At 71.1% G+C, this 25,046-nt stretch carries 24 protein-coding genes; 11 read left to right on the top strand and 13 right to left on the bottom strand.

The window, feature by feature from the left end:
* Nucleotides 1-11: 11 nt before the first annotated feature.
* From STRTU_RS26795 to STRTU_RS26785, 3 genes are read left to right on the top strand one after another with little or no spacing between them, the layout of a single operon-like run.
* Nucleotides 12-719, top strand: coding sequence for a succinate dehydrogenase (locus STRTU_RS26795; protein ID WP_159746581.1), 708 nt, complete (start codon nucleotides 12-14; stop codon nucleotides 717-719).
* A 1-nt stretch (nucleotide 720) separates the two neighbouring features.
* Nucleotides 721-2,670: a fumarate reductase/succinate dehydrogenase flavoprotein subunit gene (locus tag STRTU_RS26790; protein WP_159746580.1), complete on the top strand. Its 1,950-nt coding sequence runs from the start codon at nucleotides 721-723 to the stop codon at nucleotides 2,668-2,670.
* Nucleotides 2,667-3,410, top strand: a complete 744-nt coding sequence (locus STRTU_RS26785; protein WP_159746579.1) for a succinate dehydrogenase/fumarate reductase iron-sulfur subunit — start codon at nucleotides 2,667-2,669, stop codon at nucleotides 3,408-3,410. Before STRTU_RS26790 ends, STRTU_RS26785 begins: the two co-directional genes overlap by 4 nt.
* A 53-nt stretch (nucleotides 3,411-3,463) precedes the next feature.
* Here the strand turns inward: STRTU_RS26785 and hisF are convergent, their stop codons facing one another.
* From hisF to hisD, 8 genes are read right to left on the bottom strand one after another with little or no spacing between them, the layout of a single operon-like run.
* Nucleotides 3,464-4,228 carry an imidazole glycerol phosphate synthase subunit HisF gene (gene hisF, locus STRTU_RS26780; RefSeq protein ID WP_159746578.1) on the bottom strand — a complete coding sequence of 255 codons (765 nt, stop codon included), beginning with the start codon at nucleotides 4,226-4,228 and terminating at the stop codon, nucleotides 3,464-3,466.
* A complete protein-coding gene (locus tag STRTU_RS26775; RefSeq protein ID WP_159746577.1) occupies nucleotides 4,225-4,632 on the bottom strand; it encodes a Rid family hydrolase in 408 nt (135 codons plus the stop codon). The genes hisF and STRTU_RS26775 overlap by 4 nt, the downstream gene beginning before the upstream one ends.
* A gap of 15 nt (nucleotides 4,633-4,647) precedes the next feature.
* Complete coding sequence (gene priA / locus STRTU_RS26770; protein ID WP_159747242.1) at nucleotides 4,648-5,370, bottom strand: bifunctional 1-(5-phosphoribosyl)-5-((5-phosphoribosylamino)methylideneamino)imidazole-4-carboxamide isomerase/phosphoribosylanthranilate isomerase PriA; 723 nt, start codon at nucleotides 5,368-5,370, stop codon at nucleotides 4,648-4,650.
* Nucleotides 5,371-5,378: 8 nt separating this feature from the next.
* A complete protein-coding gene (gene hisH, locus STRTU_RS26765) occupies nucleotides 5,379-6,035 on the bottom strand; it encodes an imidazole glycerol phosphate synthase subunit HisH (RefSeq protein ID WP_159746576.1) in 657 nt (218 codons plus the stop codon).
* On the bottom strand, nucleotides 6,026-6,190 hold the full coding sequence (locus STRTU_RS26760) for a hypothetical protein (RefSeq protein ID WP_167539207.1): 165 nt from the start codon (nucleotides 6,188-6,190) through the stop codon (nucleotides 6,026-6,028). The genes hisH and STRTU_RS26760 overlap by 10 nt, the downstream gene beginning before the upstream one ends.
* A 3-nt stretch (nucleotides 6,191-6,193) precedes the next feature.
* Nucleotides 6,194-6,787 (bottom strand): imidazoleglycerol-phosphate dehydratase HisB, encoded by a 594-nt coding sequence (gene hisB, locus STRTU_RS26755; protein ID WP_159746575.1) that lies wholly within the window; start codon nucleotides 6,785-6,787, stop codon nucleotides 6,194-6,196.
* Nucleotides 6,784-7,893, bottom strand: a complete 1,110-nt coding sequence (locus STRTU_RS26750; protein ID WP_272591838.1) for a histidinol-phosphate transaminase — start codon at nucleotides 7,891-7,893, stop codon at nucleotides 6,784-6,786. Before STRTU_RS26750 ends, hisB begins: the two co-directional genes overlap by 4 nt.
* A gap of 35 nt (nucleotides 7,894-7,928) precedes the next feature.
* On the bottom strand, nucleotides 7,929-9,251 hold the full coding sequence (gene hisD, locus STRTU_RS26745; protein ID WP_159746574.1) for a histidinol dehydrogenase: 1,323 nt from the start codon (nucleotides 9,249-9,251) through the stop codon (nucleotides 7,929-7,931).
* Nucleotides 9,252-9,515: 264 nt separating this feature from the next.
* Between hisD and STRTU_RS26740 the strand changes: the two genes are divergently transcribed.
* The 3 genes from STRTU_RS26740 (at nucleotide 9,516) to ybaK (ending at nucleotide 12,740) form a co-directional block, all read left to right on the top strand.
* Entirely contained in the window at nucleotides 9,516-11,117 is a 1,602-nt protein-coding gene (locus STRTU_RS26740) for an oxidoreductase (RefSeq protein ID WP_159746573.1), read from the top strand.
* Between the two features lie 316 nt (nucleotides 11,118-11,433).
* Nucleotides 11,434-12,180 carry an LON peptidase substrate-binding domain-containing protein gene (locus tag STRTU_RS26735; protein WP_159746572.1) on the top strand — a complete coding sequence of 249 codons (747 nt, stop codon included), beginning with the start codon at nucleotides 11,434-11,436 and terminating at the stop codon, nucleotides 12,178-12,180.
* Between the two features lie 65 nt (nucleotides 12,181-12,245).
* Complete coding sequence (gene ybaK, locus STRTU_RS26730) at nucleotides 12,246-12,740, top strand: Cys-tRNA(Pro) deacylase (RefSeq protein ID WP_159746571.1); 495 nt, start codon at nucleotides 12,246-12,248, stop codon at nucleotides 12,738-12,740.
* A 52-nt stretch (nucleotides 12,741-12,792) separates the two neighbouring features.
* Here ybaK and STRTU_RS26725 read toward each other — a convergent pair whose 3' ends face one another.
* The 4 genes from STRTU_RS26725 to STRTU_RS26710 form a co-directional block, all read right to left on the bottom strand.
* Entirely contained in the window at nucleotides 12,793-13,557 is a 765-nt protein-coding gene (locus STRTU_RS26725; protein WP_159746570.1) for an ABC transporter permease, read from the bottom strand.
* A 68-nt stretch (nucleotides 13,558-13,625) separates the two neighbouring features.
* Nucleotides 13,626-14,447 (bottom strand): ABC transporter permease, encoded by an 822-nt coding sequence (locus STRTU_RS26720; RefSeq protein WP_246241262.1) that lies wholly within the window; start codon nucleotides 14,445-14,447, stop codon nucleotides 13,626-13,628.
* 63 nt (nucleotides 14,448-14,510) lie between these two features.
* Nucleotides 14,511-15,443 (bottom strand): ABC transporter ATP-binding protein, encoded by a 933-nt coding sequence (locus STRTU_RS26715; protein ID WP_246241466.1) that lies wholly within the window; start codon nucleotides 15,441-15,443, stop codon nucleotides 14,511-14,513.
* Nucleotides 15,444-15,614: 171 nt separating this feature from the next.
* Nucleotides 15,615-16,898 (bottom strand): NYN domain-containing protein, encoded by a 1,284-nt coding sequence (locus STRTU_RS26710; protein WP_159746568.1) that lies wholly within the window; start codon nucleotides 16,896-16,898, stop codon nucleotides 15,615-15,617.
* A gap of 275 nt (nucleotides 16,899-17,173) precedes the next feature.
* Between STRTU_RS26710 and STRTU_RS26705 the strand changes: the two genes are divergently transcribed.
* A complete protein-coding gene (locus STRTU_RS26705; RefSeq protein WP_167539206.1) occupies nucleotides 17,174-17,350 on the top strand; it encodes a hypothetical protein in 177 nt (58 codons plus the stop codon).
* Nucleotides 17,351-17,433: 83 nt separating this feature from the next.
* Here STRTU_RS26705 and dnaE read toward each other — a convergent pair whose 3' ends face one another.
* Entirely contained in the window at nucleotides 17,434-20,985 is a 3,552-nt protein-coding gene (gene dnaE, locus STRTU_RS26700) for a DNA polymerase III subunit alpha (protein WP_159746567.1), read from the bottom strand.
* Between the two features lie 235 nt (nucleotides 20,986-21,220).
* Here dnaE and STRTU_RS26695 point away from each other — a divergent pair, with 235 nt between their 5' ends.
* From STRTU_RS26695 to STRTU_RS26680, 4 genes are all read left to right on the top strand, one after another.
* Nucleotides 21,221-22,585 carry a DUF2252 domain-containing protein gene (locus tag STRTU_RS26695; protein WP_159746566.1) on the top strand — a complete coding sequence of 455 codons (1,365 nt, stop codon included), beginning with the start codon at nucleotides 21,221-21,223 and terminating at the stop codon, nucleotides 22,583-22,585.
* Between the two features lie 104 nt (nucleotides 22,586-22,689).
* Nucleotides 22,690-23,349, top strand: coding sequence for a hypothetical protein (locus STRTU_RS26690; RefSeq protein WP_159746565.1), 660 nt, complete (start codon nucleotides 22,690-22,692; stop codon nucleotides 23,347-23,349).
* 49 nt (nucleotides 23,350-23,398) lie between these two features.
* Nucleotides 23,399-24,205: a thioredoxin domain-containing protein gene (locus tag STRTU_RS26685; protein WP_159746564.1), complete on the top strand. Its 807-nt coding sequence runs from the start codon at nucleotides 23,399-23,401 to the stop codon at nucleotides 24,203-24,205.
* Nucleotides 24,206-24,330: 125 nt separating this feature from the next.
* Nucleotides 24,331-25,041, top strand: coding sequence for a hypothetical protein (locus STRTU_RS26680; protein WP_159746563.1), 711 nt, complete (start codon nucleotides 24,331-24,333; stop codon nucleotides 25,039-25,041).
* Nucleotides 25,042-25,046 lie beyond the last annotated feature (5 nt).

The raw sequence follows: 25,046 nt of genomic DNA, 5'->3' as shown, positions 1-25,046 counted from the left end.
CGTCGGGACCCATGGCACTGGACACCCGGACGGACCGACGGCCGTCCTTCGCGGGCCTGCTGTGGGGCTCGACCGTCGGCAAGAAGACGGTGATGGCCGTGAGCGGGCTGGTCATGCTGCTCTACCTGGTCGTCCACATGCTCGGAAACCTGAAGATCTTCTTCGGGGCGGACGAGTTCAACGGCTACGCCCACTGGCTGCGCGTCGTCGGCGAACCGTTCATGCACGACGAGTGGACGCTGTGGCTGGTCCGCGTGGTCCTGGTGGCCGCCGTCGTCGCCCATGCCACGTCCGCGTACCAGCTCAGCCGCCGCGGCATCAAGGCGCGCCCCGGAAAGTACGTGCACAAGAAGGCCCGGACCAGCTACGCCACCCGCACCATGCGCTGGGGCGGCATCATCCTCGGCCTGTTCATCGTCTGGCACCTGCTCGACTTGACCACCGGCACCGTGCACACCGGCGGCTTCCAGGAGGGCCGCCCGTACCAGAACGTCGTGGACACCTTCTCGACCTGGTACGGCAACGTCATCTACCTCGTCGCGATGCTGGCCCTCGGACTGCACATCCGGCACGGCTTCTGGAGCGCCGCCCAGACGCTCGGCGTCGGCAGCCGGGCCCGCGAGCGCCTGCTGAAGACCCTCGCCCAGGTCCTCGCGCTGGTGCTGACTGTGGGCTTCGTCTCCGTACCCGTCGCCGTCATGACCGGAGTGGTGAGCTGACATGACCTCCTACCCGCACTACGCGACCGGGGAGCCGGTCCGCGACACCAAGGCGCCGGACGGGCCGGTCGCCGAGCGCTGGGACCGGCGGCGCTTCGAGGCGAAGCTGGTCAACCCCGCCAACCGCCGCAAGCACACCGTCATCGTGGTCGGCACCGGCCTGGCGGGCGGCTCGGCCGGGGCCACGCTCGCCGAACAGGGCTACCACGTCGTGCAGTTCTGCTACCAGGACTCCGCGCGCCGCGCCCATTCGATCGCCGCGCAGGGCGGCATCAACGCGGCGAAGAACTACCGCAACGACGGCGACTCGGTCCACCGGCTGTTCTACGACACCGTCAAGGGCGGTGACTTCCGGGCCCGCGAGTCGAATGTCCACCGGCTCGCGCAGATCTCCGTCGAGATCATCGACCAGTGCGTCGCCCAGGGCGTGCCCTTCGCGCGGGAGTACGGCGGTCTGCTCGACACCCGCTCCTTCGGCGGCGTCCAGGTCTCCCGGACCTTCTACGCCCGCGGGCAGACGGGCCAGCAGCTGCTGCTCGGTGCCTACCAGGCGCTGTCGCGGCAGATCGGCGCCGGGAACGTCGAGCTGCACCCGCGGACCGAGATGCTCGATCTGATCGTCATCGACGGACGGGCGCGCGGCATCGTCGCCCGGGACCTGGTCACCGGGAAGATCGACACCTATGTCGCGGACGCCGTGGTCCTCGCGACCGGCGGCTACGGCAATGTCTTCTACCTCTCGACGAACGCCATGAACTCCAACGCCACCGCGATCTGGCGAGCGCACCGGCGCGGCGCCTACTTCGCCAACCCCTGCTTCACCCAGATCCACCCGACCTGTATCCCGCGCACCGGCGACCACCAGTCGAAGCTGACCCTGATGAGCGAGTCGCTGCGCAACGACGGCCGGATCTGGGTGCCGAAGGCCAGGGGCGACACCCGGACGCCCGCCGAGATACCCGAGGACGAGCGCGACTACTACCTGGAGCGCGCCTACCCGTCCTTCGGCAACCTCGTGCCCCGTGACATCGCCTCGCGCGCCGCGAAGAACGTCTGCGACGAGGGCCGCGGCGTCGGCCCCGGCGGGGAGGGCGTCTACCTGGACTTCGCGGACGCCATCCGGCGGATGGGCCGGGCGAAGGTGGAGGAGAAGTACGGCAACCTCTTCGACATGTACGCGCGGATCACCGCGGAGAACCCGTACGAGGTGCCGATGCGGATCTATCCCGCCGTGCACTACACGATGGGCGGGCTGTGGGTCGACTACGACCTGCAGACCACCGTCCCTGGCCTGTTCGCGATTGGCGAGGCCAACTTCTCCGACCACGGGGCCAACCGGCTCGGCGCCTCCGCGCTGATGCAGGGGCTGGCCGACGGCTACTTCGTCCTGCCGTCGACGATCAACGACTACCTGGCGCGCCATCCGCACCACGACGAGGTCTCCGCGGACCACCCGGTGGTCACGGCGGCGGTGCAGGAGACGGAGAACCGGCTGGCGCGGCTGCTCGCCGTCGACGGGGACCGTACGCCCGACTCCTTCCACCGGGAACTGGGCGAGCTGATGTGGGAGTTCTGCGGGATGGCCCGCAGCGACGAGGGGCTGCGCAAGGCCCTGGACCGGATCCCGCAGATCCGCGAGGAGTTCTGGCGCCGACTCAAAGTGCCCGGCACCGGTGAGGAGTTCAACCAGTCCCTGGAGAAGGCCAACCGCATCGTGGACTACCTGGAGCTCGCCGAGCTGATGTGCCTCGACGCGCTGCACCGGGCCGAGTCCTGCGGCGGCCACTTCCGCACGGAGCACCGGACCCCGGACGGTGAGGCCGCGCGCCGCGACGAGGAGTTCTCCTACGCCGCGGCCTGGGAGTTCACCGCCACCGGCGAGGCCCCCGTGCTGCACAAGGAAGACCTGGTCTTCGAGTACGTCCACCCCACCCAGCGGAGCTACGCATGAGGCTCACCCTGCGCGTCTGGCGCCAGCCGAACGCCGACGCCGACGGTGCCCTGTCCACCTACGAGGTCGACGGCATCTCGCCGGACATGTCGTTCCTGGAGATGCTCGACACCCTCAACGAGGAGCTGATCCTCCAGGGTGACGACCCGGTCGCCTTCGACCACGACTGCCGCGAGGGCATCTGCGGCGCCTGCTCACTCGTCATCAACGGCGCGCCGCACGGCCCCGAGCACACCACGACCTGCCAGCTGCACATGCGGTCCTTCCGGGACGGCGACACCATCGACATCGAGCCGTGGCGCGCCGCGGCGTTCCCGGTCGTCAAGGACCTGGTCGTCGACCGCTCCGCCTTCGACCGGATCATCCAGGCCGGCGGATACATCACCGCGCCGACCGGGGCCGCGCCGGAGGCCCATGCGACGCCCGTGCCCAAGCCGGACGCCGAGTCCGCGTTCGAGCACGCCGAGTGCATCGGCTGCGGTGCCTGTGTGGCGGCCTGTCCGAACGGGGCCGCGATGCTGTTCACCTCGGCCAAGGTGAACCATCTCAATGTGCTGCCGCAGGGCGCGCCCGAACGCGGCAGCCGGGTGCTGGACATGGTGGCGCAGATGGACGACGAGGGCTTCGGCGGCTGCACCCTCGCCGGTGAGTGCGCCACCGCCTGCCCCAAGGGCATCCCGCTGTTCAGCATCACGGCGATGAACCGCGAGTTCCTCCGGGCGGCACGCAAGGGCCGCTGAGGCAGGACCGCCGAGGAAGGGCCGCCGGGGAAAGACCGCCGAGCCGCCCCGCCTCAGCGCACCGGGTGCCCCGCACCCCGCAGTGCGTCCTTGACCTGGGAGATGCGCAGATCGCCGAAGTGGAAGACGGAGGCGGCCAGCACCGCGTCGGCGCCGGCGGCCACGGCCGGGGCGAAGTCGTCCAGCCTGCCGGCGCCGCCGGAGGCGATGACCGGGACGGAGACGTGCTTGCGGACCGCCTCGATCATCTCGACGTCGTAGCCGTCCTTGGTGCCGTCGGCGTCCATGGAGTTGAGGAGGATCTCCCCGGCGCCCAGCTCGGCGGCGCGGTGCGCCCATTCGACGGCGTCGATACCGGTGCCGCGGCGGCCGCCGTGGGTGGTGACCTCGTATCCGGACGGCGTGCCCGCGTCGGTGCGGCGGGCGTCGACCGAGAGGACCAGGACCTGGCTGCCGAAGCGTTCGGCGATCTCGCGGATGACGTCGGGGCGAGCGATGGCGGCGGTGTTGACCCCGACCTTGTCGGCGCCGGCCCGCAGCAGCTTGTCGACGTCCTCGGGGGTGCGGACGCCGCCGCCGACGGTCAGCGGGATGAAGACCTGCTCGGCGGTGCGGCGGACCACGTCGTAGGTGGTCTCGCGGTTGCCGGAGGAGGCGGTGATGTCGAGGAAGGTCAGCTCGTCGGCGCCCTCATCCCCGTAGATCTTCGCCATCTCGACGGGGTCGCCGGCGTCCCGCAGGTTCTGGAAGTTGACGCCCTTGACGACCCGGCCGTTGTCGACGTCCAGGCAAGGGATGACTCGGACCGCCAGGGTCATGTCGGTTCAGGCCTCTCTGACAGTGCTCGGAATGCTTCGAGTTCTACTTCGACCAGGACGCGGGAGTCGGCGAAGCCGGAGACCACGACCAGGGTCGAGACGGGCGGCGCGGCGGCGAACAGCTCCCGGTGGGCGCGGCCGGCCGCGTCCACATCGCGTAGGTGCGTGAGGTACAGACGGGTGCGGAGGACCGCTTCGGCGCCGAGGCCGAAGGGGGTGAGGGCCTCCAGCGCGTGGGTGAGGGCGGCCTTGGTCTGCACATAGGGGTCGCCCTCCCCCTGCAGGACGCCATCGACCAGTGGCATCGTGCCGGCGACCAGGACCCGGTCGCCGGCCGCCACGGCGCGTGCGAATCCGATCTTCTCTTCCCAGGGGCTGCCGGTCCGTACGCGCTCGATGGTCATCACGCCGCCTTTCGGTTACGACACTGCTGCCAGCGCCTCTTCGAGGGTGAACGCCTTCGCATAGAGCGCCTTGCCGACGATCGCGCCCTCGACACCTTCCGGGACCAGCGTGGCCAGCGCCCGCAGGTCGTCGAGCGAGGACACGCCGCCCGAGGCGACCACCGGCCGGTCGGTGGCGGCGCAGACGTTCCGCAGCAGTTCCAGGTTGGGGCCCTGGAGGGTGCCGTCCTTGTTGATGTCGGTGACGACATAGCGGGCGCAGCCCTCGGTGTCGAGGCGGGCCAGCGTCTCGTAGAGGTCGCCGCCGTCGCGGGTCCAGCCGCGGCCGCGCAGCGTCGTGCCGCGGACGTCCAGGCCGACCGCGATCTGGTCGCCGTGCTCGGCGATGACCTTGGCGACCCACTCGGGGGTCTCCAGCGCGGCGGTGCCGAGGTTGACCCGGCGGCAGCCGGTGGCGAGGGCGGCGGCGAGCGTGTCGTCGTCGCGGATGCCGCCGGACAGCTCGACCTTGATGTCCATGGAGCGGGCGACCTCGGCGATCTGCGCCCGGTTGTCGCCGGTGCCGAAGGCCGCGTCGAGGTCGACGAGGTGCAGCCATTCGGCGCCGGACCGCTGCCAGGCGAGGGCCGCCTCCAGCGGGTCGCCGTAGGAGGTCTCGGAGCCGGACTCGCCGTGGACGAGGCGGACGGCCTGGCCGTCGCGGACATCGACGGCGGGGAGGAGTTCGAGCTTCGGCATCAGGGGGCTCACAGGGTGTTGATCCAGTTGGTCAGGAGCTGGGCGCCGGCGTCGCCGGACTTCTCGGGGTGGAACTGGGTGGCGCACAGCGGGCCGTTCTCGACCGCGGCCACGAAGGGCTCGCCGTGCGTGGCCCAGGTGACCTTGGGCGCGGTGAGATGCGGGTTGCCGACCTCCAGCTCCCAGTCGTGCACCGCGTAGGAGTGCACGAAGTAGTAGCGGGCGTCGGCGGGCAGCCCGGCGAAGAGCCGGGAGCCCTCGGCGGCCTCGACGGTGTTCCAGCCCATGTGCGGGACGATGTCGGCCTTGAGCGGGCCGACCGTGCCGGGCCACTCGTCCAGGCCCTCGGTCTCCACACCGTGCTCGATGCCCCGGCCGAAGAGGATCTGCATGCCGACGCAGATGCCCATGACGGGGCGGCCGCCGGCCAGCCTGCGGCCCACCAGCCAGTCGCCGCGGGCCTCCTTCAGCCCGGCCATACAGGCGGCGAAGGCGCCGACACCGGGGACCAGCAGCCCCTCGGCGTTCATCGCCCGGTCGAAGTCCCGGGTGATCTCGACGTCGGCGCCGACATGCGCCAGGGCACGCTCGGCGGAGCGGACGTTGCCGAAGCCGTAGTCGAAGACGACGACGCGCTTACGGGATGCCGAGGGGCTCAATTCCATACCTCCAGCCGCAGCACACCGGCGATCAGACACAGCGCCGAGCCGAGGGACAACAGCACGATCAGGCCCTTGGGCAGCTGCTGCTTCCAGAAGGAGTAGACGCCGCCGAGGAGGAAGAGCCCGACCAGGATGAAGACGGTGGAGAGACCGTTCACGGGCTACAGGGCTCCCTTGGTGGAGGGGATGATGCCGGCCGCCCGCGGGTCGCGCTCGCTGGCGTACCGCAGGGCGCGGGCCAGCGCCTTGAACTGGCACTCCACGATGTGGTGGGCGTTGCGCCCGTACGGGACGTGGATGTGCAGCGCTATCTGGGCCTGGGCGACGAAGGACTCGAAGATGTGCCGGGTCATCGTGGTGTCATAGCTGCCGATCATCGGCGCCATGTTCTCCGGCTCGGTGTGCACCAGGTACGGGCGGCCGGAGAGGTCGACGGTCACCTGGGCGAGCGACTCGTCCAGGGGGACCGTGCAGTTGCCGAAGCGGTAGATCCCGGACTTGTCGCCGAGGGCCTGCTTGAAGGCGGCACCCAGGGCGAGGGCGGTGTCCTCGATGGTGTGGTGGGTGTCGATGTGCAGATCGCCGTCGGTCTTGACCTTGAGGTCGAACAGACCGTGCCGGCCGAGCTGGTCGAGCATGTGGTCGTAGAAGCCGACACCGGTCGAGACGTCCACGTCCCCCTTGCCGTCGAGATCGATCTCGACGAGCACGGACGTTTCCTTCGTCGTGCGCTCCACGCGTCCTACGCGGGTCATCGCTTGCTCTCCTTCAGTACTGCGCGAACCGCGTCCAGGAACGCGTCGTTCTCGGCCGGGGTGCCGGCGGTGACCCGCAGCCAGCCCGGTACGCCGTTGTCACGGACCAGCACACCGTGGTCAAGGATCGCCTGCCAGGTGGCGTGGGAATCCTCGAAGAGACCGAACTGCACGAAGTTGGCGTCGGAGTCGACGACCCGGCAGCCGGCCGCCCGCAGCTCGCTGACCAGGCGGTCCCGCTCGGTCTTCAGCTGCTCGACGTACTTCAGGAGCGTGTCGGTGTGCTCCAGTGCGGCCAGTGCGGTGGCCTGGGTGACGGACGAGAGGTGGTACGGGAGCCGGACGAGCTGGACGGCGTCGACCACGGCGGGGTCGGCGGCCAGATAGCCCAGCCGCAGCCCGGCGGCGCCGAAGGCCTTGGACATCGTCCGGGAGACCACCAGATTCGGCCGGCCCGCGATCAGCGGCAGCAGCGAGGGCCGGTGGCTGAACTCGCCGTAGGCCTCGTCGACCACCACCAGGGCCCCGGCGGCATCGGCACGGGCCGCCTGCGCCGCCTCGTACAGCGCCAGCACCGTCTCGGCCTCGACGGCGGTGCCGGTGGGGTTGTTCGGCGAGCAGATGAAGACCACATGCGGACGGTGCTCGGCGATGGCCGCCCGCGCCGCCTCCACATCGATGGTGAAGTCGTCGTTGCGCGGGCCGGAGAGCCAGCCGGTGCCCGTGCCGCGGGAGATCAGCCCGTGCATCGAGTACGAGGGCTCGAAGCCGAGGGCGGTGCGGCCGGGGCCGGCGAAGGTCTGCAGCAGCTGCTGGATGACCTCGTTGGAGCCGTTGGCGGCCCACACCTGGTCCTTGTTGACCTCGTGGCCCGCGGTGTGGGTGAGGTAGCGGGCCAGTTCGGTGCGCAGCTCGACGGCGTCCCGGTCGGGGTAGCGATTGAGCTGCCGGGCGGCCTCGGTCACCCGCTCGGCGATCCGCCGGACCAGCGGCTCGGGCAGCGGGTAGGGGTTCTCGTTGGTGTTCAGCCGCACCGGGACGTCCAGCTGCGGAGCCCCGTAGGGGGACTTGCCGCGCAGCTCGTCACGGATGGGGAGCTCGTCCATACGGGACACAGCGGAGTTACGGGTCACGTGCCTGCTCACTTGCTCTGCGGGACCTTCCAGTCGAACCTGGCCTTGAGCGCCGCACCATGCGCCGGAAGATCCTCGGCCTCGGCGAGGGTCACCACATGGTGGGCGACCTCGGCCAGCGCGTCGCGCGAGTAGTCCACGACATGGATGCCGCGCAGGAAGGACTGCACGGACAGCCCGGAGGAGTGGCAAGCGCAACCGCCGGTGGGCAGCACGTGGTTGGATCCGGCGCAGTAGTCACCGAGGGAGACCGGGGCGTACGGGCCGACGAAGACGGCGCCGGCGTTACGGACCCGGGCGGCGACGGCGGTGGCGTCGGCGGTCTGGATCTCCAGATGTTCGGCGCCGTAGGCGTCCACGACCCGCAGGCCCTCGTCGATGCCGTCGACGAGGACGGTCGCGGACTGCCGGCCGGCCAGCGCCTCGGTGATCCGCTCGATGTGCTTGGTGGCCGCGACCTGCCGCTTGAGCGCCTCGTCGACGGCGTCGGCGAGCTCGGCGGAGTCGGTGACCAGGACGGCGGCGGCGAGGGTGTCGTGCTCGGCCTGGCTGATCAGGTCGGCGGCGACGTGCTCGGGGTCGGCGGTGGCGTCCGCGAGGACCGCGATCTCGGTCGGGCCGGCCTCGGCGTCGATACCGATCCGGCCCTTGAGCAGGCGCTTGGCGGAGGCGACGAAGATATTGCCGGGGCCCGTGACGAGGTTGACCGGCAGACACTCCTCGGTGCCGTACGCGAACATCGCGATGGCCTGGGCGCCGCCGGCCGCGTAGACCTCATCGACCCCGAGCAAGGCGCAGGCGGCGAGGATGGTCGGGTGCGGCCGGCCGCCGAACTCCTTCTGCGGCGGGGAGGTCACGGCGATGCCCTCGACGCCGGCTTCCTGCGCCGGGACCACGTTCATGACCACCGAGGACGGGTAGACCGCGAGGCCGCCGGGGACATAGAGCCCGACCCGCTCGACCGGCACCCAGCGTTCGGTGACCGTGCCGCCGGGGACGACCTTGGTGGTGACGTCCGTGCGGCGCTGTTCGCGGTGGACGATCCGGGCGCGCCGGATGGACTCCTCCAGGGCGGCCCGGACAGCCGGGTCCAGCCCGTCGAGCGCCGCCCGCAGGGCCTCGGCGGGCACCCGCACCTGCTCGATCTCGACGCCGTCGAACCGCCGCGCATAATCGATCAGCGCCGCGGTGCCGCGATGGCGCACGTCCTCGCAGATGGGCCGCACCTGCTCCAGGGCGGCTTCCACGTCGAACTCGGCACGGGGCAGCAGGTCGCGCAGGGCGCCGCCCTCGGGAAGGGCGTCACCGCGCAGATCGATTCGGGAGATCACTCCCCCAGTGTCTCAGACCCGCTCCGGCGCCCGAGCGGCCGTATCACTCAGTGATACACAGCGGAGTACGCCTCGGACGCACCGTGACCCGGCCGTCCGAAGTTGACCGGAGTTGGCCCTGACCATGCGTGTTCAAGCAGTCACGGGGCGGGCAAGGGCCTCAACAACGGCGTACGGGGAGACCTGCGGGACGCGATACGACCGGTGCACGCGGTGCGTCCGAACAGGTTGCGACACACCACGGGAGAGCAAGGGGGACCCACAGTGACCGAGCCCGGGGACGGCGACGCGCCCGCCGACCTGCAGCTGACGTCAGCGGAATGGAGCATGTGGCAGGCATTCCGCAACGGCAGCACCTGCGATCTGCACATCGGCGATCCGGCCAGGGACGATCCGCACGGACAGCACCTGTGGGGCCCCGAGCGCCGGGTGCGCGGCCGGGTCGTGGCGCTGCTGCTGCTCGACGGGCCGCCCCCGCAGCCCGGCCGGGTCACCGCGCTCAAGCTCACCGGTGCGTACATCACGGACACTCTCGACGTCGCGGGCGGCGCGATCAAGCCATTCGTGGAGCTGCGCGACTGCCGCTTCGAGGCCGAGCTGGTACTCCCCGAGAGCCGGTTCACCACCCTGCGGCTGGTGAACTGCGCGATACCCCGGGTGGAGGCGGCCCGGGTACAGACCGAGGGCGATCTGCATCTGCCGCGCTGTGTGGTGCAGTCCGGCATCCGGCTCACCGACGCCCAGATCGGCACGGACCTGATGCTCAATCAGACCGTGGTGCACAAGGACCGGCAGGGCCGGTCGATCATGGCGGACGGGCTGACCGTCACCCAGGACCTCCAGGCCGAGATGCTGGAGTCCTACGGCGAGCTGTCGCTGCGCGGCGCCACCATCGGCGTGTCCCTGAGCCTGCGCGGCAGCCGGCTGAGCAACCCGTTCGGCCGCCGGGCCCTGAACGCCCCGCAGCTGACCGTCGAGCGCACGCTGTATCTGACCGCCGCCGGGCTGCCCAACTCCCCGTTCTCCAGCGGCGCCACTCCCCCGTACGGCACCGCCTACACCCCGTCGCGCGGCACCCGGGTGCAGCGCTTCGAGTGCGAGGGCGGGATGCGGCTGGACGACGGGCGGTTCGGGGACGCGCTCGACTTCGAGCACGCCCGTTTCATCATGGAGTCCGACCAGGAGCTGTCGCTGCGCCGCATCCAGACGCCCGAGCTGCGGTTCCTCGGCGAGCGGCCACAGCGCGGCCGGGTCATCCTCTCCGGCGCCCGGGTGGTCAACCTCGTCGACAAGTCGGCGAGCTGGCCGGGCCTCGGCGGACTGTGGATGGCCGGCTTCGCCTACGAGACGCTGATCCCGCGCGGCCACTTCCCGCTCTCGTTACGGCTCCAGTGGGTGGCCGCGGCGACCCCCGAGTACGCCCCCGAGCCGTACGAGATGCTCGCCGCCTCGCTGCGCACCACCGGCGAGGACTCCGACGCCCGCGAGGTGCTGCTGGCCAAACAGCGGCGCCGCCGCGAAACGCTGCCCCTGGCGGCAAAGACCTGGGGCTTCCTCCAGGACTGGACAGTCGCCTACGGCTACCGCCCAGGACGAGCCGCGGTCTGGATGGCCATCCTGTGGGCCATAGGCACCATCTACTTCTCGATGTCCCCGCCCCCACCCCTCAAAACAGGCGAAGCACCCCCCTGGAACCCCTACCTCTACGCCCTGGACCTGCTCCTCCCGGTCATAGACCTCAACCAGAGCGCCGCCTGGAAACCGGGCGGCGGCGCCCAGTGGGCAGCCGCCATCCTCATCCTGGCGGGCTGGGTACTGGCCACAACGGTCGCAGCCGGCGCGTCCCGGCTCCTCCGACGGCAATAGCCAGTCCACTACGACCGACAAGGCGCACCGAACCACCAACATGCACCCCCACCGGCCTTTTCCCCATCCACCAACGGGAGGGGACGGGCCGGAGCGGGTGGGGTGCCGGACGTAAAGCGAAGCAGTCCGGCACCCCACCCGCGGAGGCCCGTCACCGCACCCGACAGCCCCGCGCAGCGGACCCCGCCCGCCGCAGGCACAACGGCGAGACAGCCGAAAACACCCGAGAACCCGCGCGACGGAATCGCAACCACCACGACGGAGATTCCCGACCACGTGGGAACACAGCCAAGCGCAGCGTCTAGGCTTACGGGCTGTGACCTCCCTGCGCCTACCGCTCTTCCCACTGAACTCGGTGCTGTTCCCGGGGCTCGTGCTCCCGCTGAACGTGTTCGAGGCGCGGTACCGGGCCATGATGCGCGATCTGAGCGCGGTGGCCGAGGACGACCGCCGGTTCGCGGTGATCGCGATCCGGGACGGCCGGGAGGTCGCCGCCACCGCGCAGGGCATGCCGGACAACACGGTGCCCGCCGCGGACGGTCCCACGGCGGGTTTCGGCGACGACCCGATGCAGGCGTTCCACACCGTGGGCTGTATCGCCGACGCGGCCACCATCCGGGAGAAGTCGTCCGACGACGACACCGGCTATGAGGTGCTGGCCACCGGCACCACCCGCTTCCGGCTGCTGTCGGTGGATGCCTCGGGGCCGTATCTGACCGGTGAGCTGGAGGAGCTGGCGGACGACGACGGAGAGGGCGCGGGTGCGCTCGCCTCCGGGGTCGTCCGGGCGTTCCGTACCTATCAGAAGCGGCTGGCCTGGGCGAATGAGCGGACCCTGTCGAGCGGGCAGGATCTGCCGGCCGACCCGTCCGTGCTGTCGTACCTGGTCGCCGCGGCGGCCGTGCTGGACGTTCCCGCCAAGCAGCGGCTGCTGGAGGCCCCGGACACCGCGGCCCGGCTGGCGCAGGAGCTGAAACTGCTTCGCCAGGAGTCGGCGGTGCTCGGTAAGCTCCCGTCGCTGCCGGCGGTGGACCTGACCCGGCAGCCGACCAGCCCCAACTGACCCACCGGCCCCGGCTGAGCCACTGGCCCCCGGCTTCCGGGCCCCTGACGCGAGGCACGAAGACGTTGGCGAAGAAGTCCAAGAAATCCGTCGGCACCCCGGCGACGGTCGCCCTCACCGCGGCCGGTGTCCCGTTCACCACGCACTCCTACGAGCACGACCCGGCCGCACCGTCGTACGGCGAGGAGGCCGCCGAGGCGCTCGGTGTCGCGCCCGACCAGGTGTTCAAGACCCTGCTGGCAGAGGTCGACGGCACCCTGACGGTCGCCGTGGTCCCGGTGTCGGGGTCCCTGGACCTCAAGGCGCTGGCGGCCGCGGTGGGCGGCAAGCGGGCCACCATGGCCGACCCGGCGGCGGCCGAGCGCAGCACGGGCTACGTCCGGGGCGGGATCTCCCCGCTGGGGCAGCGCAAGCGGCTGCGCACGGTCGTGGACGCCTCCGCCGAGGGCCGGCCGACGGTCTGTGTCTCGGCGGGGCGGCGCGGGCTGGAGGTCGAGCTGTCGCCGGAGGATCTGGTGGCGCTCACGGGGGCGCACCTCGCGCCGATCGCCCGCGGCTGAACACACGACGGGGCGGCCGGTGGGCCGGCCGCCCCGCGAGATCCGTTGTGGCTCAGCCCTCGGTGGGCGGCCGCCGGTCGTGGTCCTTCCGGAGCCGGTCCGGGACCTCCTGCTGCGGTGCCTGCTGTTCCTGCTGCGGTGCCTGGTGTTCGTGCTGGTCCTGCGGGCCGTGCTGCCCGGGGTGCTGCTGCGGCCCGTGCTGCCCCTGGAGCCAGTACGGGACCTCCGGCATCGGGTCCGGCGGCCCGAACAGCGCGGAGAGCACCAGCTGGGTGAACATCGCCCCGATCGGCCAGGCCAGCAGCGCGCCCTTGGCCTGGAGCCGCAGCGGGCCGTCGAAGACCACCCCGGGGCCGACCTCCTTGGCGTGTGCGGCCATGTCCGGGGTGGGGCCCAGCCACATCCCCGTCAGCCAGCCCACCGTCGCGCCGAGCAGCCCGCCCACGACCAGCGCCACGACCAGCGGAATCCCGCCCCGCCGGCGGAAGAGGAAGACCACCGCGGTGGTGAGCACACCGAAGGCGAAGGCCAGCAGGAGGAAGGTGCCGTCCGCGCCGATCGACTCCTCGCCCTCGGTGTTCTTGAGGTAGACGTTGCGGGTGTCCGCGACCAGCGGGACATGCGGGGCGAGCCAGTTCCACAGCAGGCCGAGCAGCACTCCCGTCAGCGCGACCAGGAACGCGATCAGCGCACCCTCGCGCAGCTCACGGGCCATCTCCGGGCCGACGGGCCCACCGTGCTCGGCGGCGGGCGCGGCCTCGGGGTGCCGGGGCTCTTCGGGCGGTTGGTTGTCGCGGGGCGTCAGCGGTGCGGTCACCCCGTCATCGTGCCAGGTGGGGCCCGTGGGACCGGAAGCAGGACGCCCGTTCGGCGGGGTGGCGGCGCTCACCGGGTCGCCGCCCGGCGGTAGGCCCAGGTGGCGACGGCCAGCGACAGCACCCCGACGGCCGCGCAGACGCCCAGGTCGGCGCCGACCACGAGCCAGTCCGGGTGCGGGTCGAAGCTGCGGGCCAGCGCCTCCACGCCATAGGTCGAGGGCAGCAGATCACGGGCCCAGCCGATCACCGCGGGCATCCGTTCGGCCGGCAGCACGCCCAGCAGCAGCGCCGCCGACATGCCCAACTGACCGCAGAGCGTGGCGAATTCCTGGCGCGGGGCGAGCAGACCGAGGGCCGCTCCGAGACCGGCCAGTGCCGCCCCGGCGAGCGGGAGCACCGCGGCCAGCACCCACAGATGCGCCATCGGCAACTGGAAGAGCACACAGCCGGTGACCGCGGTGACCACCGTCCCCGGCACGGTGAACGAGGCGTATGCGGCGGCGGCGCCGAGCACCACGGCGGCCGGCGGCACCGGCAGCGTCGCGTAGTGGTCGAGCCCGCCGTTGGCCCGCAGCTGGCCGAAGTACTGGGCGAGGAGGTTGAGCGCCACGAAGGCGACGACCAGCACGCTGGAGCCGGACACCACCGCCCGCGCCGGTTGGCCGCCGTCGACCACACCGCGCAGCAGCACCATGATCCCGATGGACTGGAAGGTCGCGACGAACAGCAGCGGGATCCGCGCGACCCGGGCCCGGGAGAGCTGGGCACGGTAGACGGCGACCAGCGCGGGCACCAGACGGGCGGGCGGCGCCAGCGGGGCGGCCTGCTCGTCGCGTACCGCGCCGGCCGGGGCCGCTTGGGCCACCGCCTGCACGGGAACCACACTCACGCTGTCATCACGCCTTCCTCGCTGCCCCGTGGTCATGCATACGTCTGCCGGACCCCTCACCGTTCACGCCTTGACCAGTCCCTCGGCCCGGCCGCCGAGGGCCAGGTACACATCTTCCAGGCTCGGCGTGGCGAGGGTGAAGTCGTCGAGCGCGGCGAAGGCGGGGCCCGCGGTGACGGCGGCGACGGCGGAGCGGGCCCGGTCGGCGGGCAGCCGGAGGGTCCAGCGGCGGCCGGAGGCGTGCGCGTCGGCTTCGAGGGCGGCGACCTCGGGCACGTCCAGCGGCGGGCGGTCGCGCCACACCAGCTCCAGCCGCACCTCGTCGCTCACCATTTCCTTCAGCCCGCCGGGCGTGTCACAGGCGATGACCCGGCCGCGGTCGATCACCGCGACCCGGTCGAGCACGCTCTCGGCCTCCAGGACGTTATGCGTCACCAGCACCACCGTGACCCCGCGCTCGGCCCGCCGCCGGTCCACCGCGGCCCATACGGCGCGCCGCGCCACCGGGTCCATGCCGGTGGTCGGCTCGTCCAGCACCAGCAGCGGCCGCTCGCCGATCAGCGCGGTGGCGAAGCAGGCCAGCCGGCGCTGCCCGCCGGACAGCTTCTTCAGCGCCCGGCCGGTGAGGTCCGCGAGACCCAGCTCGTCGATCACCGCGTCCCGCTCGGCGCGCGCCTCGCGGGCCCCGAGGCCGCGCAGTCGGCCGGTGGTCTCCACGGCCAGCGCGACGGTCATCTCGTCCAGCGCGGTGGACTCCTGTCCCAGGTAGCCGAGCAGCCGGGCGGCCCGCTCCGGGTGGCGCACCAGATCGTGGCCCAGTACGGAGATGGCGCCGGAGTCGGGGCGCAGCAGTCCGGTGAGCTGGCGTACCAGGGTGGACTTCCCGGCGCCGTTGGGGCCGAGCAGCCCGAAGATCTCGCCGCGGTGCACCTCCAGCGTGATGCCGTCGCTGGCGCGTACGGCGGGCGCCTGTGCCGCCCCGCGGCGCCCGCGCATCGCGGGGTACGTCTTGACCAGGTCCCGCACGGCGCACACCGGCACCCCGCGCTCCACCTGTTTTGCACCCGTCCTCACGAGCTATGAGGGTACGCGTCCCCGGCCCGCCTCCGGGCCGCGGGGCACCGGCGGGCGAGCCGGGCCCGTCGCCGTCCGGGCCCGTGCGGGCCGTCAGTCCCCGGCGGGCGCGTGCTCGGCGGCCGTCCGCAGATCGACCTCGCGCCAGAAACCGGCCCGGATCGCGTAGCGGTCGTGTTCGTCGATCTGGTCGTCCTTGTGGGCGAGCAGTCCGAACCGGGCAGCGTAGCGCAGCAGTTCACCGTCGATCCGGTGCGGGATGCGCGGGTACTCCGTGGACAGCTGCTGGAGGTGCGCGGTGTCGGAGAGCCGGTCGGTCCAGCGGCGGGCGAAGACCTGGCCGACCTCGAAGGGGTCGCCGCTGACGGCGGTGATGTCCTCCTCGCGGTCGGCCCAGCGCTGCTCGGCGCTGGTGAGCTGGGCGAGGGTGGGCAGTGCGGCGGCGTCCGGCTCACCTGCCGGGCCGCCGCGTTCGACCCAGCCCTTGTCGGACGACCAGCGCAGGGTGGCGCCCGCCGCGGGCTGCGGGCCGCCCGCGCCGGGGGGCTGCTGGCCCGCGGCGTGCGCCCGGCCGAGACCGGCCAGGTCCTTGGGGGTGGGCACGACCTTGGAACCGGCGGCGCCGGGCTCGCCCGTGGCGGCCGGGCCGCTTCCGGCACCGGCGGCCGGGCGGGAGACGCCGTTGGCGCCGTTGTGCTCATGGGTGTGCTCGGCGGGTTCCGTGCCCGCCGCGGCGGCCGCCGCGGCCGCGGACTCGGGCAGCGGCGCGGAGAGGATCGCGGCGATCTCGGGGCGGGGTGCCGGCGGCGGGGCACAGGGGCCGCCGAGTTCCTTGGCGCGTACCGCGCGGGTGATCCAGGTCCGGTCCAGCACCCGCCGTTCATCGGCCTCGGCGACCAGGTCCTCGGACTGGTTGTAGTCGCCGTCCGCGGCCTGCACGGCCCAGAGGTGGACGGCGACGCCGTGCTCCTTCGCCGACATCAGTCCGGGCAGCAGATCGCCGTCGCCGGTGACCAGCACGATGTCGGAGCAGGCGCGGTTACGGGCGAGTTCGGTCAGCTCGGCGTGCATCGCGGCGTCCACGCCCTTCTGCGCCCAGCGGCCGTCGCTGCGGGTCAGGGCACCCAGCCGGACGGTGACCCGGGGCATCACCCGGAGCCTGCGGTGCTCGGGTTGCGGGACGCGGTCGGGGGCGCCGTCGAACCAGTAAATCCGCAGCAGCGGGCGCTCGGTGTCCGCCTCGGCGCGCTGCCGCAGCCCCTGGATGAGGGCGGCATGGTCGACGGTGATCCGGGAACGTGCGGGCTCTCCGGCGAGCAGACTCGCGGCGGCACCGAGCAAATACCCGGCGTCCACCAGGACGACGCAGCGATCCACGTTCCACCCTCTTCCCTGAGGTGCTGAAAGTCCGGTCGCCCCCCGGCTCGGCCCATGGCACGAGTGTGCTTCGGCTTTCCTTCGAGTCTGCCCGACCGTACGGGCGTTATCTGCCCGAACTCGATCATCGGCGTGGCGGATTCGGCGGGGGCTTTGTGCACGGTGCGTGATCAACCATATAACGCACGGTAATTGCCCGAAATGCAGCGGTCTGTCCGCCATGTAAGTCTGGTTCCGGCCCAGATCCCGGATTCCCCCCTCAGGAGGCAAAGATCATGGCCAAGGACAAGAAGCAGGACCGCAGTCAGCAGCAGAAGGGCTCCCCGGCCGAGCGCGGCCAGCAGGAGGCCCAGAAGGCGAGCCTGGAGGCACAGTCCCAGGCGCGGTCGCAGGCGCAGGGCAGCCCGGCGGATGTGGCACGTAAGCACCAGCGGCGCTTCGGCCACAACTGACCCACGCCACACAGAAGTTGAGGGGCGCGTCCACAACGGGCGCGCCCCTCGGGGTAACAGCGGCCCGCACGGGGCCGGGCGGCTCAGCCCGCCAGACAGGACGGGCCGAGCAGCACCTTCAGATCGCCGAACAGCGACGGGTCGGGGGTGACCCGGTGCCGGTCCAGCCGGAGCACGGTCGTCTTGCGCGCCCCCAGGAGCTTGATCCGCACCTCCGTGGAGCCGCGGTGGCTGCTGAGCACCTCGCCGAGCTTCTCGACCATCGGCGGAGTGACCTTGACGGTCGGAATGGTGATCGTCACGGGGGCGTTGGTCCCGGCCTCCGAGAGGTCGGGAACCATCATCTCCATGGCCACCAGCCGCGGGATGTCCTCCCGCTTGTCGAGCCGGCCCTTGACGAAGACCACGGTGTCCTCGACGAGTTGGGTGGACACCAGCTGGTAGGTGGCCGGGAAGAACATGCAGTCGATGGAGCCGGCCAGGTCCTCGACGGTGGCGATCGCCCAGGCGTTGCCCTGTTTGGTCATCTTGCGCTGGAGGCCGGAGATGATGCCGCCGATGGTGACGATCGAGCCGTCCGAGTAGTCGCCGCCGGTCAGCTGGGCGATGGCGGCGTCGGCCTTGTCGGACAGTACGTGTTCCAGCCCGAAGAGCGGGTGGTCGGAGACGTAGAGACCGAGCATCTCGCGCTCCTGGGCGAGGAGGTAGGTCTTGTCCCACTCGACGTCCGAGAACTCGATGTCCAGCCCGAAGCCCGGCCCCTCGTCGGCGCTGTCGTCGCCCATGCCGCCGAAGAGGTCGAACTGCCCCTCGGCCTCCTTGCGCTTGACCTGGACGACGTTGTCGATCATCGGCTCGTAGTGAGCCGTCAGCCCCTTGCGGGTGTGGCCCATCTCGTCGAAGGCACCGGCCTTGATCAGTGATTCGGTGGTGCGCTTGTTGCAGACGACCGCGTCGACCTTGTCGAGGTAGTCGGGGAAGGTGAGGTACTTCCCCTTCGCCTTGCGGCAGCGGATGATCGAATCGACGACGTTCTGGCCGACGTTACGGACCGCGGTGAGGCCGAAGAGGATCACATCGTCACCCTGGGCGGCGAAGTTCGCCTCCGACTCGTTGACGTTGGGCGGCAGCACCTTGATGCCCATGCGCCGGCACTCGTTCAGATAGACCGCCGACTTGTCCTTGTCGTCGCGCACCGAGGTCAGCAGCGCGGACATGTACTCGGCCGGGTAGTTGGCCTTGAGGTAGGCGGTCCAGTAGGTGACCAGGCCGTACGCGGAGGAGTGCGCCTTGTTGAAGGCGTAGCCGGCGAACGGGACCAGGACGTCCCACAGCGCCTGGATGGCCTGGTCGGAGAAGCCGTTCTTGCGGGCGCCCTCCTGGAAGAGCACGAAGTTCTTCGCCAGCTCCTCGGGCTTCTTCTTGCCCATGACGCGGCGGAGGATGTCGGCCTCGCCGAGGGAGTACCCGGCGATGATCTGGGCGGCCTTCTGCACCTGCTCCTGGTAGACGATCAGGCCGTAGGTGAGACCCAGGACCTCCTTGAGCGGCTCCTCCAGCTCCGGGTGGATCGGGGTGATCTCCTGGAGGCCGTTCTTGCGCAGCGCGTAGTTGGTGTGCGAGTCCATGCCCATCGGACCCGGGCGGTACAGGGCCGAGACGGCGGAAATGTCCTCGAAGTTGTCGGGCTTCATCAGCCGCAGCAGCGAGCGCATCGGGCCGCCGTCGAACTGGAAGACGCCGAGCGTGTCACCGCGGCAGAGCATCTCGTAGGTCTTGGGGTCGTCCAGCGGGATGGAGAGCATCTCCAGCTCGACACCCTTGTTCTTCCGCACCATCTTGACGGCGTCGTCCATGATGGTGAGGTTGCGCAGGCCCAGGAAGTCCATCTTCAGCAGGCCGAGCGACTCGCACTGGGGGTAGTCCCACTGCGTGATGGTGACGTTGTCGGTGTGCCGGACCCAGACCGGGGCGTGGTCGACGATCGGCTCACTGGACATGATCACGCCGGCCGCGTGCACACCCATCTGCCGGACCAGGCCCTCGACGCCCTTGGCGGTGTCGATGACCTTCTTCACGTCCGGTTCGTTCTCGTACATCCCCCGGATCTCGCCCGCCTCGCTGTAGCGCGGGTGCTTGGGGTCGGTGATGCCGCTGAGGTCGATGCCCTTGCCGAGGACGTCGGCGGGCATGGCCTTGGTGAGGCGGTCACCCATCGCGTACGGGTAACCCAGGACGCGCGCCGAGTCCTTGATGGCGTTCTTGGCCTTGATCTTGCCGTAGGTGCCGATCATGGCGACCTTGTCGGCGCCGTACTTTTCCGTGACATACCGGATGACTTCGACGCGCCTGCGCTCGTCGAAGTCGATGTCGACATCGGGCATGGAGACACGCTCGGGGTTGAGGAACCGCTCGAAGATCAGCCCGTGCGTGATCGGGTCGAGGTCGGTGATGCCCATGGCGTACGCCACGATCGAACCGGCCGCGGAGCCACGGCCGGGGCCGACCGCGATGCCGTTGTTCTTGGCCCACATGATGAAGTCGGCGACGACGAGGAAGTAGCCCGGGAACCCCATCTGGATGATGATGTCCATCTCGTACTCGGCCTGCTTCTGCCGGTCCTCGGGGACCCCGCCCGGGAAGCGGCGCTGCATGCCGACCCGGACCTCCTCCTGGAACCAGGTGACCTCGGTGAAGCCCTCCGGGATGTCGAACTTCGGCATCAGGTCGCGCTTCTCGAACATCCCGCTGGTGTCGATCTGCTCGGCGACCAGGAAGGTGTTGGCGCAGCCCTCCTGCCAGGCGTCCGAGGAGTCGATGGCGTACATCTCGTCCGTGGACTTGAGGTAGTAGCCGGTGCCGTCGAAGCGGAAACGGTCCGGGTCGGAGAGGTTCTTGCCGGTCTGGATGCACAGCAGGGCGTCGTGCGCCGTGGACTCGTGGGCGTAGGTGTAGTGCGAGTCGTTGGTGACCAGCGGCGGGATGCCGAGCTTCTTGCCGATCTCCAGCAGGCCGTCGCGGACCCGGCGTTCGATCTCGATGCCGTGGTCCATCAGCTCCAGGAAATACCGGTCCTTGCCGAAGATGTCCTGATACTCGGACGCGGACTTCAGCGCCTCGTCGAACTGGCCGAGCCGCAGCCGGGTCTGCAGCTCACCCGAGGGGCAGCCGGTGGAGGCGATCAGGCCCTCGGACCACTGGGAGATGGTCTCCTTGTCCATCCGCGGCCACTTCGTCAGCCAGCCCTCGGCGTACGCGTCCGAGGACAGCCGGAAGAGGTTGTGCAGGCCGGTCTTGTTGGCCGCCCAGATCGTCTTGTGGGTATAACCACCGGAACCGGAGACGTCATCGCGCTTCTGGTGCGGCTGGCCCCACTGGATCTTGCGCTTGTTGCGCCGCGACTCCGGCGCCACATAGGCCTCGATGCCGATGATCGGCGTCACCCCGGCCTTCTGCGCCGAGTGGAAGAAGTCGTAGGCGCCATGGAGGTTGCCGTGATCGGACATGGCGATATGCGTCATGTCCATCTCCTTGCACGCCTGGAACATGTCCGTCAGCCGCGCCGCACCGTCCAGCAGTGAGTACTGGGTGTGGACATGCAGGTGCGTGAAGGGGGGCCTGGACGGGGCTGCCACGGCGGAGGACCTCCGGAAAACGGTCGGCGGGGGCACCTGCCCGGCATGACCGGGAGGGCGGATGGTGGTCTCGAAGTCTACGGCTCCCCACTGACAATCGACGGGCACCGAACTGCCGATCGGCGGGCACCGACGAGTAGCCTCACGCGTTGTCCGTGGCAGATGCTCTTCCGGCCACCGCCGGGGGATCCGCCACGGATCCCGTACCGTTCCGCACCTCAGGAGGCACCCAGCGATGCCGTCCCAGTACGCCCCGGCGCAGGACGCCGCGCAGCGCGGCGAGGAGATCCTCGCCGTCTTCGACACCGCCTTCGGGGAGCTGCTCGCCGCCGACCCCGCAGCCTTCCGTGTGAAATTCCGGAAGATGGCCGCTTCCGCGTTCGCCTTCTACCGGGGGACGGCCGGCCTGTTCTACCGGGACCTGGAGGAGTACGCCGCACAGGACGGCGGCGGCAAGGACAGCGGCCCGTATCTCGACGAGCGCACCGCCCGGGTGTGGATCCACGGCGATCTGCACGCCGAGAACTTCGGCACGTACATGGACGCCACGGGCCGGCTGATCTTCAACGTCAACGACTTCGACGAGGCCTACGTCGGCCCGTTCACCTGGGACCTCAAGCGGTTCGCCGCCTCGGTCGCGCTGATCGGCTACGCCAAGGCGCTCGGCGACAAGCAGATCACCGACCTGGTGCGCACCTACGCGGCCGCCTACCGCGAGCGCATCCACGCCCTGGCCTCCGGGACGAAGCGCTCCGACAAGGACGAGCTGCCGCCCTTCACCCTGGACACCGCCGAGGGCCCGCTGCTGGGCGCGCTGCGCGACGCCCGCTCGCTGACCCGGTTCGGGCTGCTGGACTCGATGACGGAGATCCGCGACTTCGAGCGGCGCTTCGCGCCGGGCGGCGGCAGCGTCGAGCTGGACGCGGCGACCCGCTACAAGGTCCTCGCCGCCTTCGACGGCTATCTGGAGACGCTGCCGGAGTCGAGCCTGAACCGCCCGGACTCCTACCGCGTCAAGGACGTGGTGGGCCGCCGCGGCATCGGCATCGGCTCGGCCGGTCTGCCCTCGTACAACATCCTTCTGGAGGGCAACAGCGACGCCCTGGAGAACGATGTCGTGATCTACATGAAGCAGGCGCAGACCCCGGCCGTCTCCCGGCACATCACCGACCCGGCGGTCCGCGGCTACTTCCAGCACGAGGGCCACCGCACGGTGATCTCGCAGCGCGCCCTGCAGGACCACGCCGACCCGTGGCTGGGCTGGACCGAGCTCGACGGCGCGGGCCAGCTGGTCGCCGAGATCTCGCCGTACGCGGTCGACCTGGACTGGTCGGACATCGACGAACCGGAGGAGATCGCGGCGGTGGTGGCCGACCTGGGCCGGGCCACCGCGACCATGCACGCCGCCGCGGACGACGAGAGCGGCCACTCCCTGGTCCCGTTCTCCACGGAGCGCGCCATCGACGCGGCCATCGCGGCCGACGAGGAGGGCTTCGCCGCGCTGCTGGTGGACTTCGCGCACTCCTACGGCGCCCGCGCCCGTGCCGACCACCAGATCTTCGTGGACCTCTTCCGCAACGGCCGGATCCCCGGCCTGTAGGCCCTACGGCCCGGAACATGCCGTACGCGCCGTATCGTCCGGTGCGTACGGCTTCGGGCCCCCTTAGCCGCCGCTTATCCCCGGCCATGGCACACTCGGCTGCGATGGACATTTCGGCACCTCACCTGCGGGCACTGCGCGCGGCGCTCTTCACGGCGCTGTGCGTTTCGCTGTCCGCGGCGTCCCATGTGCTGCTGTCCCGTATGCCGCTGCCGCTGACCACCGTCGCCGCGCTCAGCACGGCCGTGTTCGTCCTCGCCTATGCGCTGGCCGGCCGGGAGCGCGGCTACGGGCACATCGCGGCGCTGCTGGTCCCCCTGGAGCTCACCGCCGATCTGGTCTTCAGCCTCGGTCAGCACGCCTGTTACGGGGCGGCCGGCGGCCCGGTCGCCGGCCCGCTGCGCTCGCTGGGCGTGGATCTGCTGTGCGGCGGCGGCCAGGTCGGCACCCCGCTGGCCCAGCTGCCCGCGGACCAGGCCGGGCCGGTGAGCAGCTGGCTGGTGCTGCTCGCGGCGCATCTGCTGATCGGGCTGCTGGCCGCGGGCTGGCTGCGCCGCGGTGAGGCCGCGCTGGGCCGGCTGCTCGGCGCGGTGGCCTGCTTCGCCTTCCGCCCGCTGCTCCTCGCCGTCGCGGTCATCGGCGCCATCGCCGCCCCGCACCGCCCGGCGCCCGCTCCCGTACGGTCCGGGCCGTCCGCCCGCGCCGTCCCCCTGCTCGTGCACTGCGTCGTGCGCCGTGGGCCGCCCTGCGCGCTCGCCGCATAGGCCACCGCACCGACACCCGTCCACGGATTCGCACAGAGCAGGAACCACCATGAGCAACCGCAACAACCAGGCCAACAAGCAGGCAGCCCGCGAGCGGCTGCGCGCCGAGCGCGAACGGCAGGCGAAGAAGGACCGGCTCCGCCGCCAGCTGGTCGTCGGCGGCGCGATCGTCGCCGTCCTGGCGATAGCCGGCGGCATCGGGGTGGCGGTCGCCACCTCCGGCGACGACACGAACGCCCCGCTGGTCAAGCCCGCCAACACCAGCGGCACCAACGGCACCACGATCACCGTCGGCAAGCCCGGCGCCAAGAACACCCTGGACCTCTTCGAGGACCCGCGCTGCCCCGGCTGCGCCGCCTTCGAGCAGACCGCCGGTGCCACCATCGAGAAGGACATCAAGGACGGCAAGTACAAGGCGAGCTACCACCTGGGCACGTTCCTCGACCGGAATTTCCAGGGCACCGGCTCCAAGAACGCACTGAGTGCGCTGGGCGCGTCCCTCAACGTCAGCCCGGACGCCTTCCTGAAGTACAAGTACGCGCTGTACTCGAAGGAGTTCCACCCCGACGAGGCCGGCCCGGACAAGTTCGCCGACGACAGCTACCTCATCAAGGTCGCCGACACCGTCCCGGCGCTGAAGGGCAACGCCGCCTTCCAGAAGGCCGTCAAGGACGGTACGTACGACCGCTGGGCGCTGGAGGTGTCCAAGGCGTTCGACTCCGTCAAGGACGTCAAGAGCACCCCGACGATCAAGCTCAACGGCAAGGTGCTGGGCACGGAAACGCCGCAGGGCACGGCGGCACCCTCCACAGTGGCCCAGTTCAAGTCCATGGTGGACAAGGGACTCAAGAAGTGACGTAAGGGCGGGCCGGCCGCCGCGGCCGGCCCGTCCCGACCTCCCCGGCCGGCGTGCTCCGTGCGCGCCGGCCGATGCCAAATCTTGACCCGTCAGGGCGCCGCGCACATGGCAGACTCCCGACCATGCAGGCGACGGGAGGGCATTCCGGGCCCCGGCCGGCGGCCGCGCCGGGGGGCCAGCTCAGGGCGGTACGGGCGGCGTTGTTCACCGCGCTGTGCACCACCTTGTCGGCGACCTCCCATGTCCTGCTCTCCCGCGCCCCGTTGCCGCCCGCGTCGGTCGCCGCGATCTGCGCCGGTGTCTTCGCCGCGGCCTATGCGCTGACCGGACGGGAGCGCGGCTACGGCCGGATCGCCGCGCTGCTGGTGCCACTGGAACTGGCCGCCGACACGGCCTTCACCGCCGGACAGCACACCTGTTACGGCGGAGCCGGCGGCCCGGTCACCGGCCCGCTGCGCTCGGTCGGCGTCCATCTGCTGTGCGGGGGCGGCGAGTTGGGCACGCCGCTCGCCAGGATCGCCGCCCATACGGGCACACCGCTGCCGCCGGTGTCACCGGCCGCCCCCTGGCTGCTGCTCGCCGCCCATGTCGCCGTCGGCCTGCTCGCCGCCGGCTGGCTGCACCGCGGCGATGCCGCCCTGGACGCCCTGCTGCGCGCCACCGCCGCCCGCGCCTTCCGCCCGCTGCTGACCGCCGTCGCGGTGGCCACCACCGCCGGTCCCCCGCCCCGTCGGCGCATCCGCCCACTGCACCCACTGCCGCCGGCCCGCCCGCTCCCCCTCCTGGTGCACTGCGTACTGCGCCGCGGCCCGCCCGCCGCGGCCACCGTCTGACCAGT

Source organism: Streptomyces tubercidicus, assembly GCF_027497495.1.
GTDB classification, from domain to species: Bacteria; Actinomycetota; Actinomycetes; order Streptomycetales; family Streptomycetaceae; genus Streptomyces; species Streptomyces tubercidicus.
The sequence above is the reverse complement of the archived record's forward strand: the minus strand, read 5'-3'. Positions and strand labels throughout refer to the sequence as shown.

Coding starts and splice junctions, on each gene's coding strand:
- hisH (WP_159746576.1), bottom strand. CDS start 6,035: ATGGAATTGAGCCCCTCGGCATCCCGTAAGCGCGTCGTCGTCTTCGAC.
- STRTU_RS26680 (WP_159746563.1), top strand. CDS start 24,331: ATGCAGGCGACGGGAGGGCATTCCGGGCCCCGGCCGGCGGCCGCGCCG.
- hisF (WP_159746578.1), bottom strand. CDS start 4,228: ATGACCCTGGCGGTCCGAGTCATCCCTTGCCTGGACGTCGACAACGGC.
- STRTU_RS26795 (WP_159746581.1), top strand. CDS start 12: ATGGCACTGGACACCCGGACGGACCGACGGCCGTCCTTCGCGGGCCTG.
- hisB (WP_159746575.1), bottom strand. CDS start 6,787: ATGACCCGCGTAGGACGCGTGGAGCGCACGACGAAGGAAACGTCCGTG.
- STRTU_RS26775 (WP_159746577.1), bottom strand. CDS start 4,632: ATGACCATCGAGCGCGTACGGACCGGCAGCCCCTGGGAAGAGAAGATC.
- priA (WP_159747242.1), bottom strand. CDS start 5,370: ATGCCGAAGCTCGAACTCCTCCCCGCCGTCGATGTCCGCGACGGCCAG.
- STRTU_RS26685 (WP_159746564.1), top strand. CDS start 23,399: ATGAGCAACCGCAACAACCAGGCCAACAAGCAGGCAGCCCGCGAGCGG.
- STRTU_RS26785 (WP_159746579.1), top strand. CDS start 2,667: ATGAGGCTCACCCTGCGCGTCTGGCGCCAGCCGAACGCCGACGCCGAC.
- STRTU_RS26690 (WP_159746565.1), top strand. CDS start 22,690: ATGGACATTTCGGCACCTCACCTGCGGGCACTGCGCGCGGCGCTCTTC.
- STRTU_RS26705 (WP_167539206.1), top strand. CDS start 17,174: ATGGCCAAGGACAAGAAGCAGGACCGCAGTCAGCAGCAGAAGGGCTCC.
- STRTU_RS26695 (WP_159746566.1), top strand. CDS start 21,221: ATGCCGTCCCAGTACGCCCCGGCGCAGGACGCCGCGCAGCGCGGCGAG.
- STRTU_RS26790 (WP_159746580.1), top strand. CDS start 721: ATGACCTCCTACCCGCACTACGCGACCGGGGAGCCGGTCCGCGACACC.
- STRTU_RS26750 (WP_272591838.1), bottom strand. CDS start 7,893: ATGGACGAGCTCCCCATCCGTGACGAGCTGCGCGGCAAGTCCCCCTAC.
- STRTU_RS26715 (WP_246241466.1), bottom strand. CDS start 15,443: ATGCGCGGGCGCCGCGGGGCGGCACAGGCGCCCGCCGTACGCGCCAGC.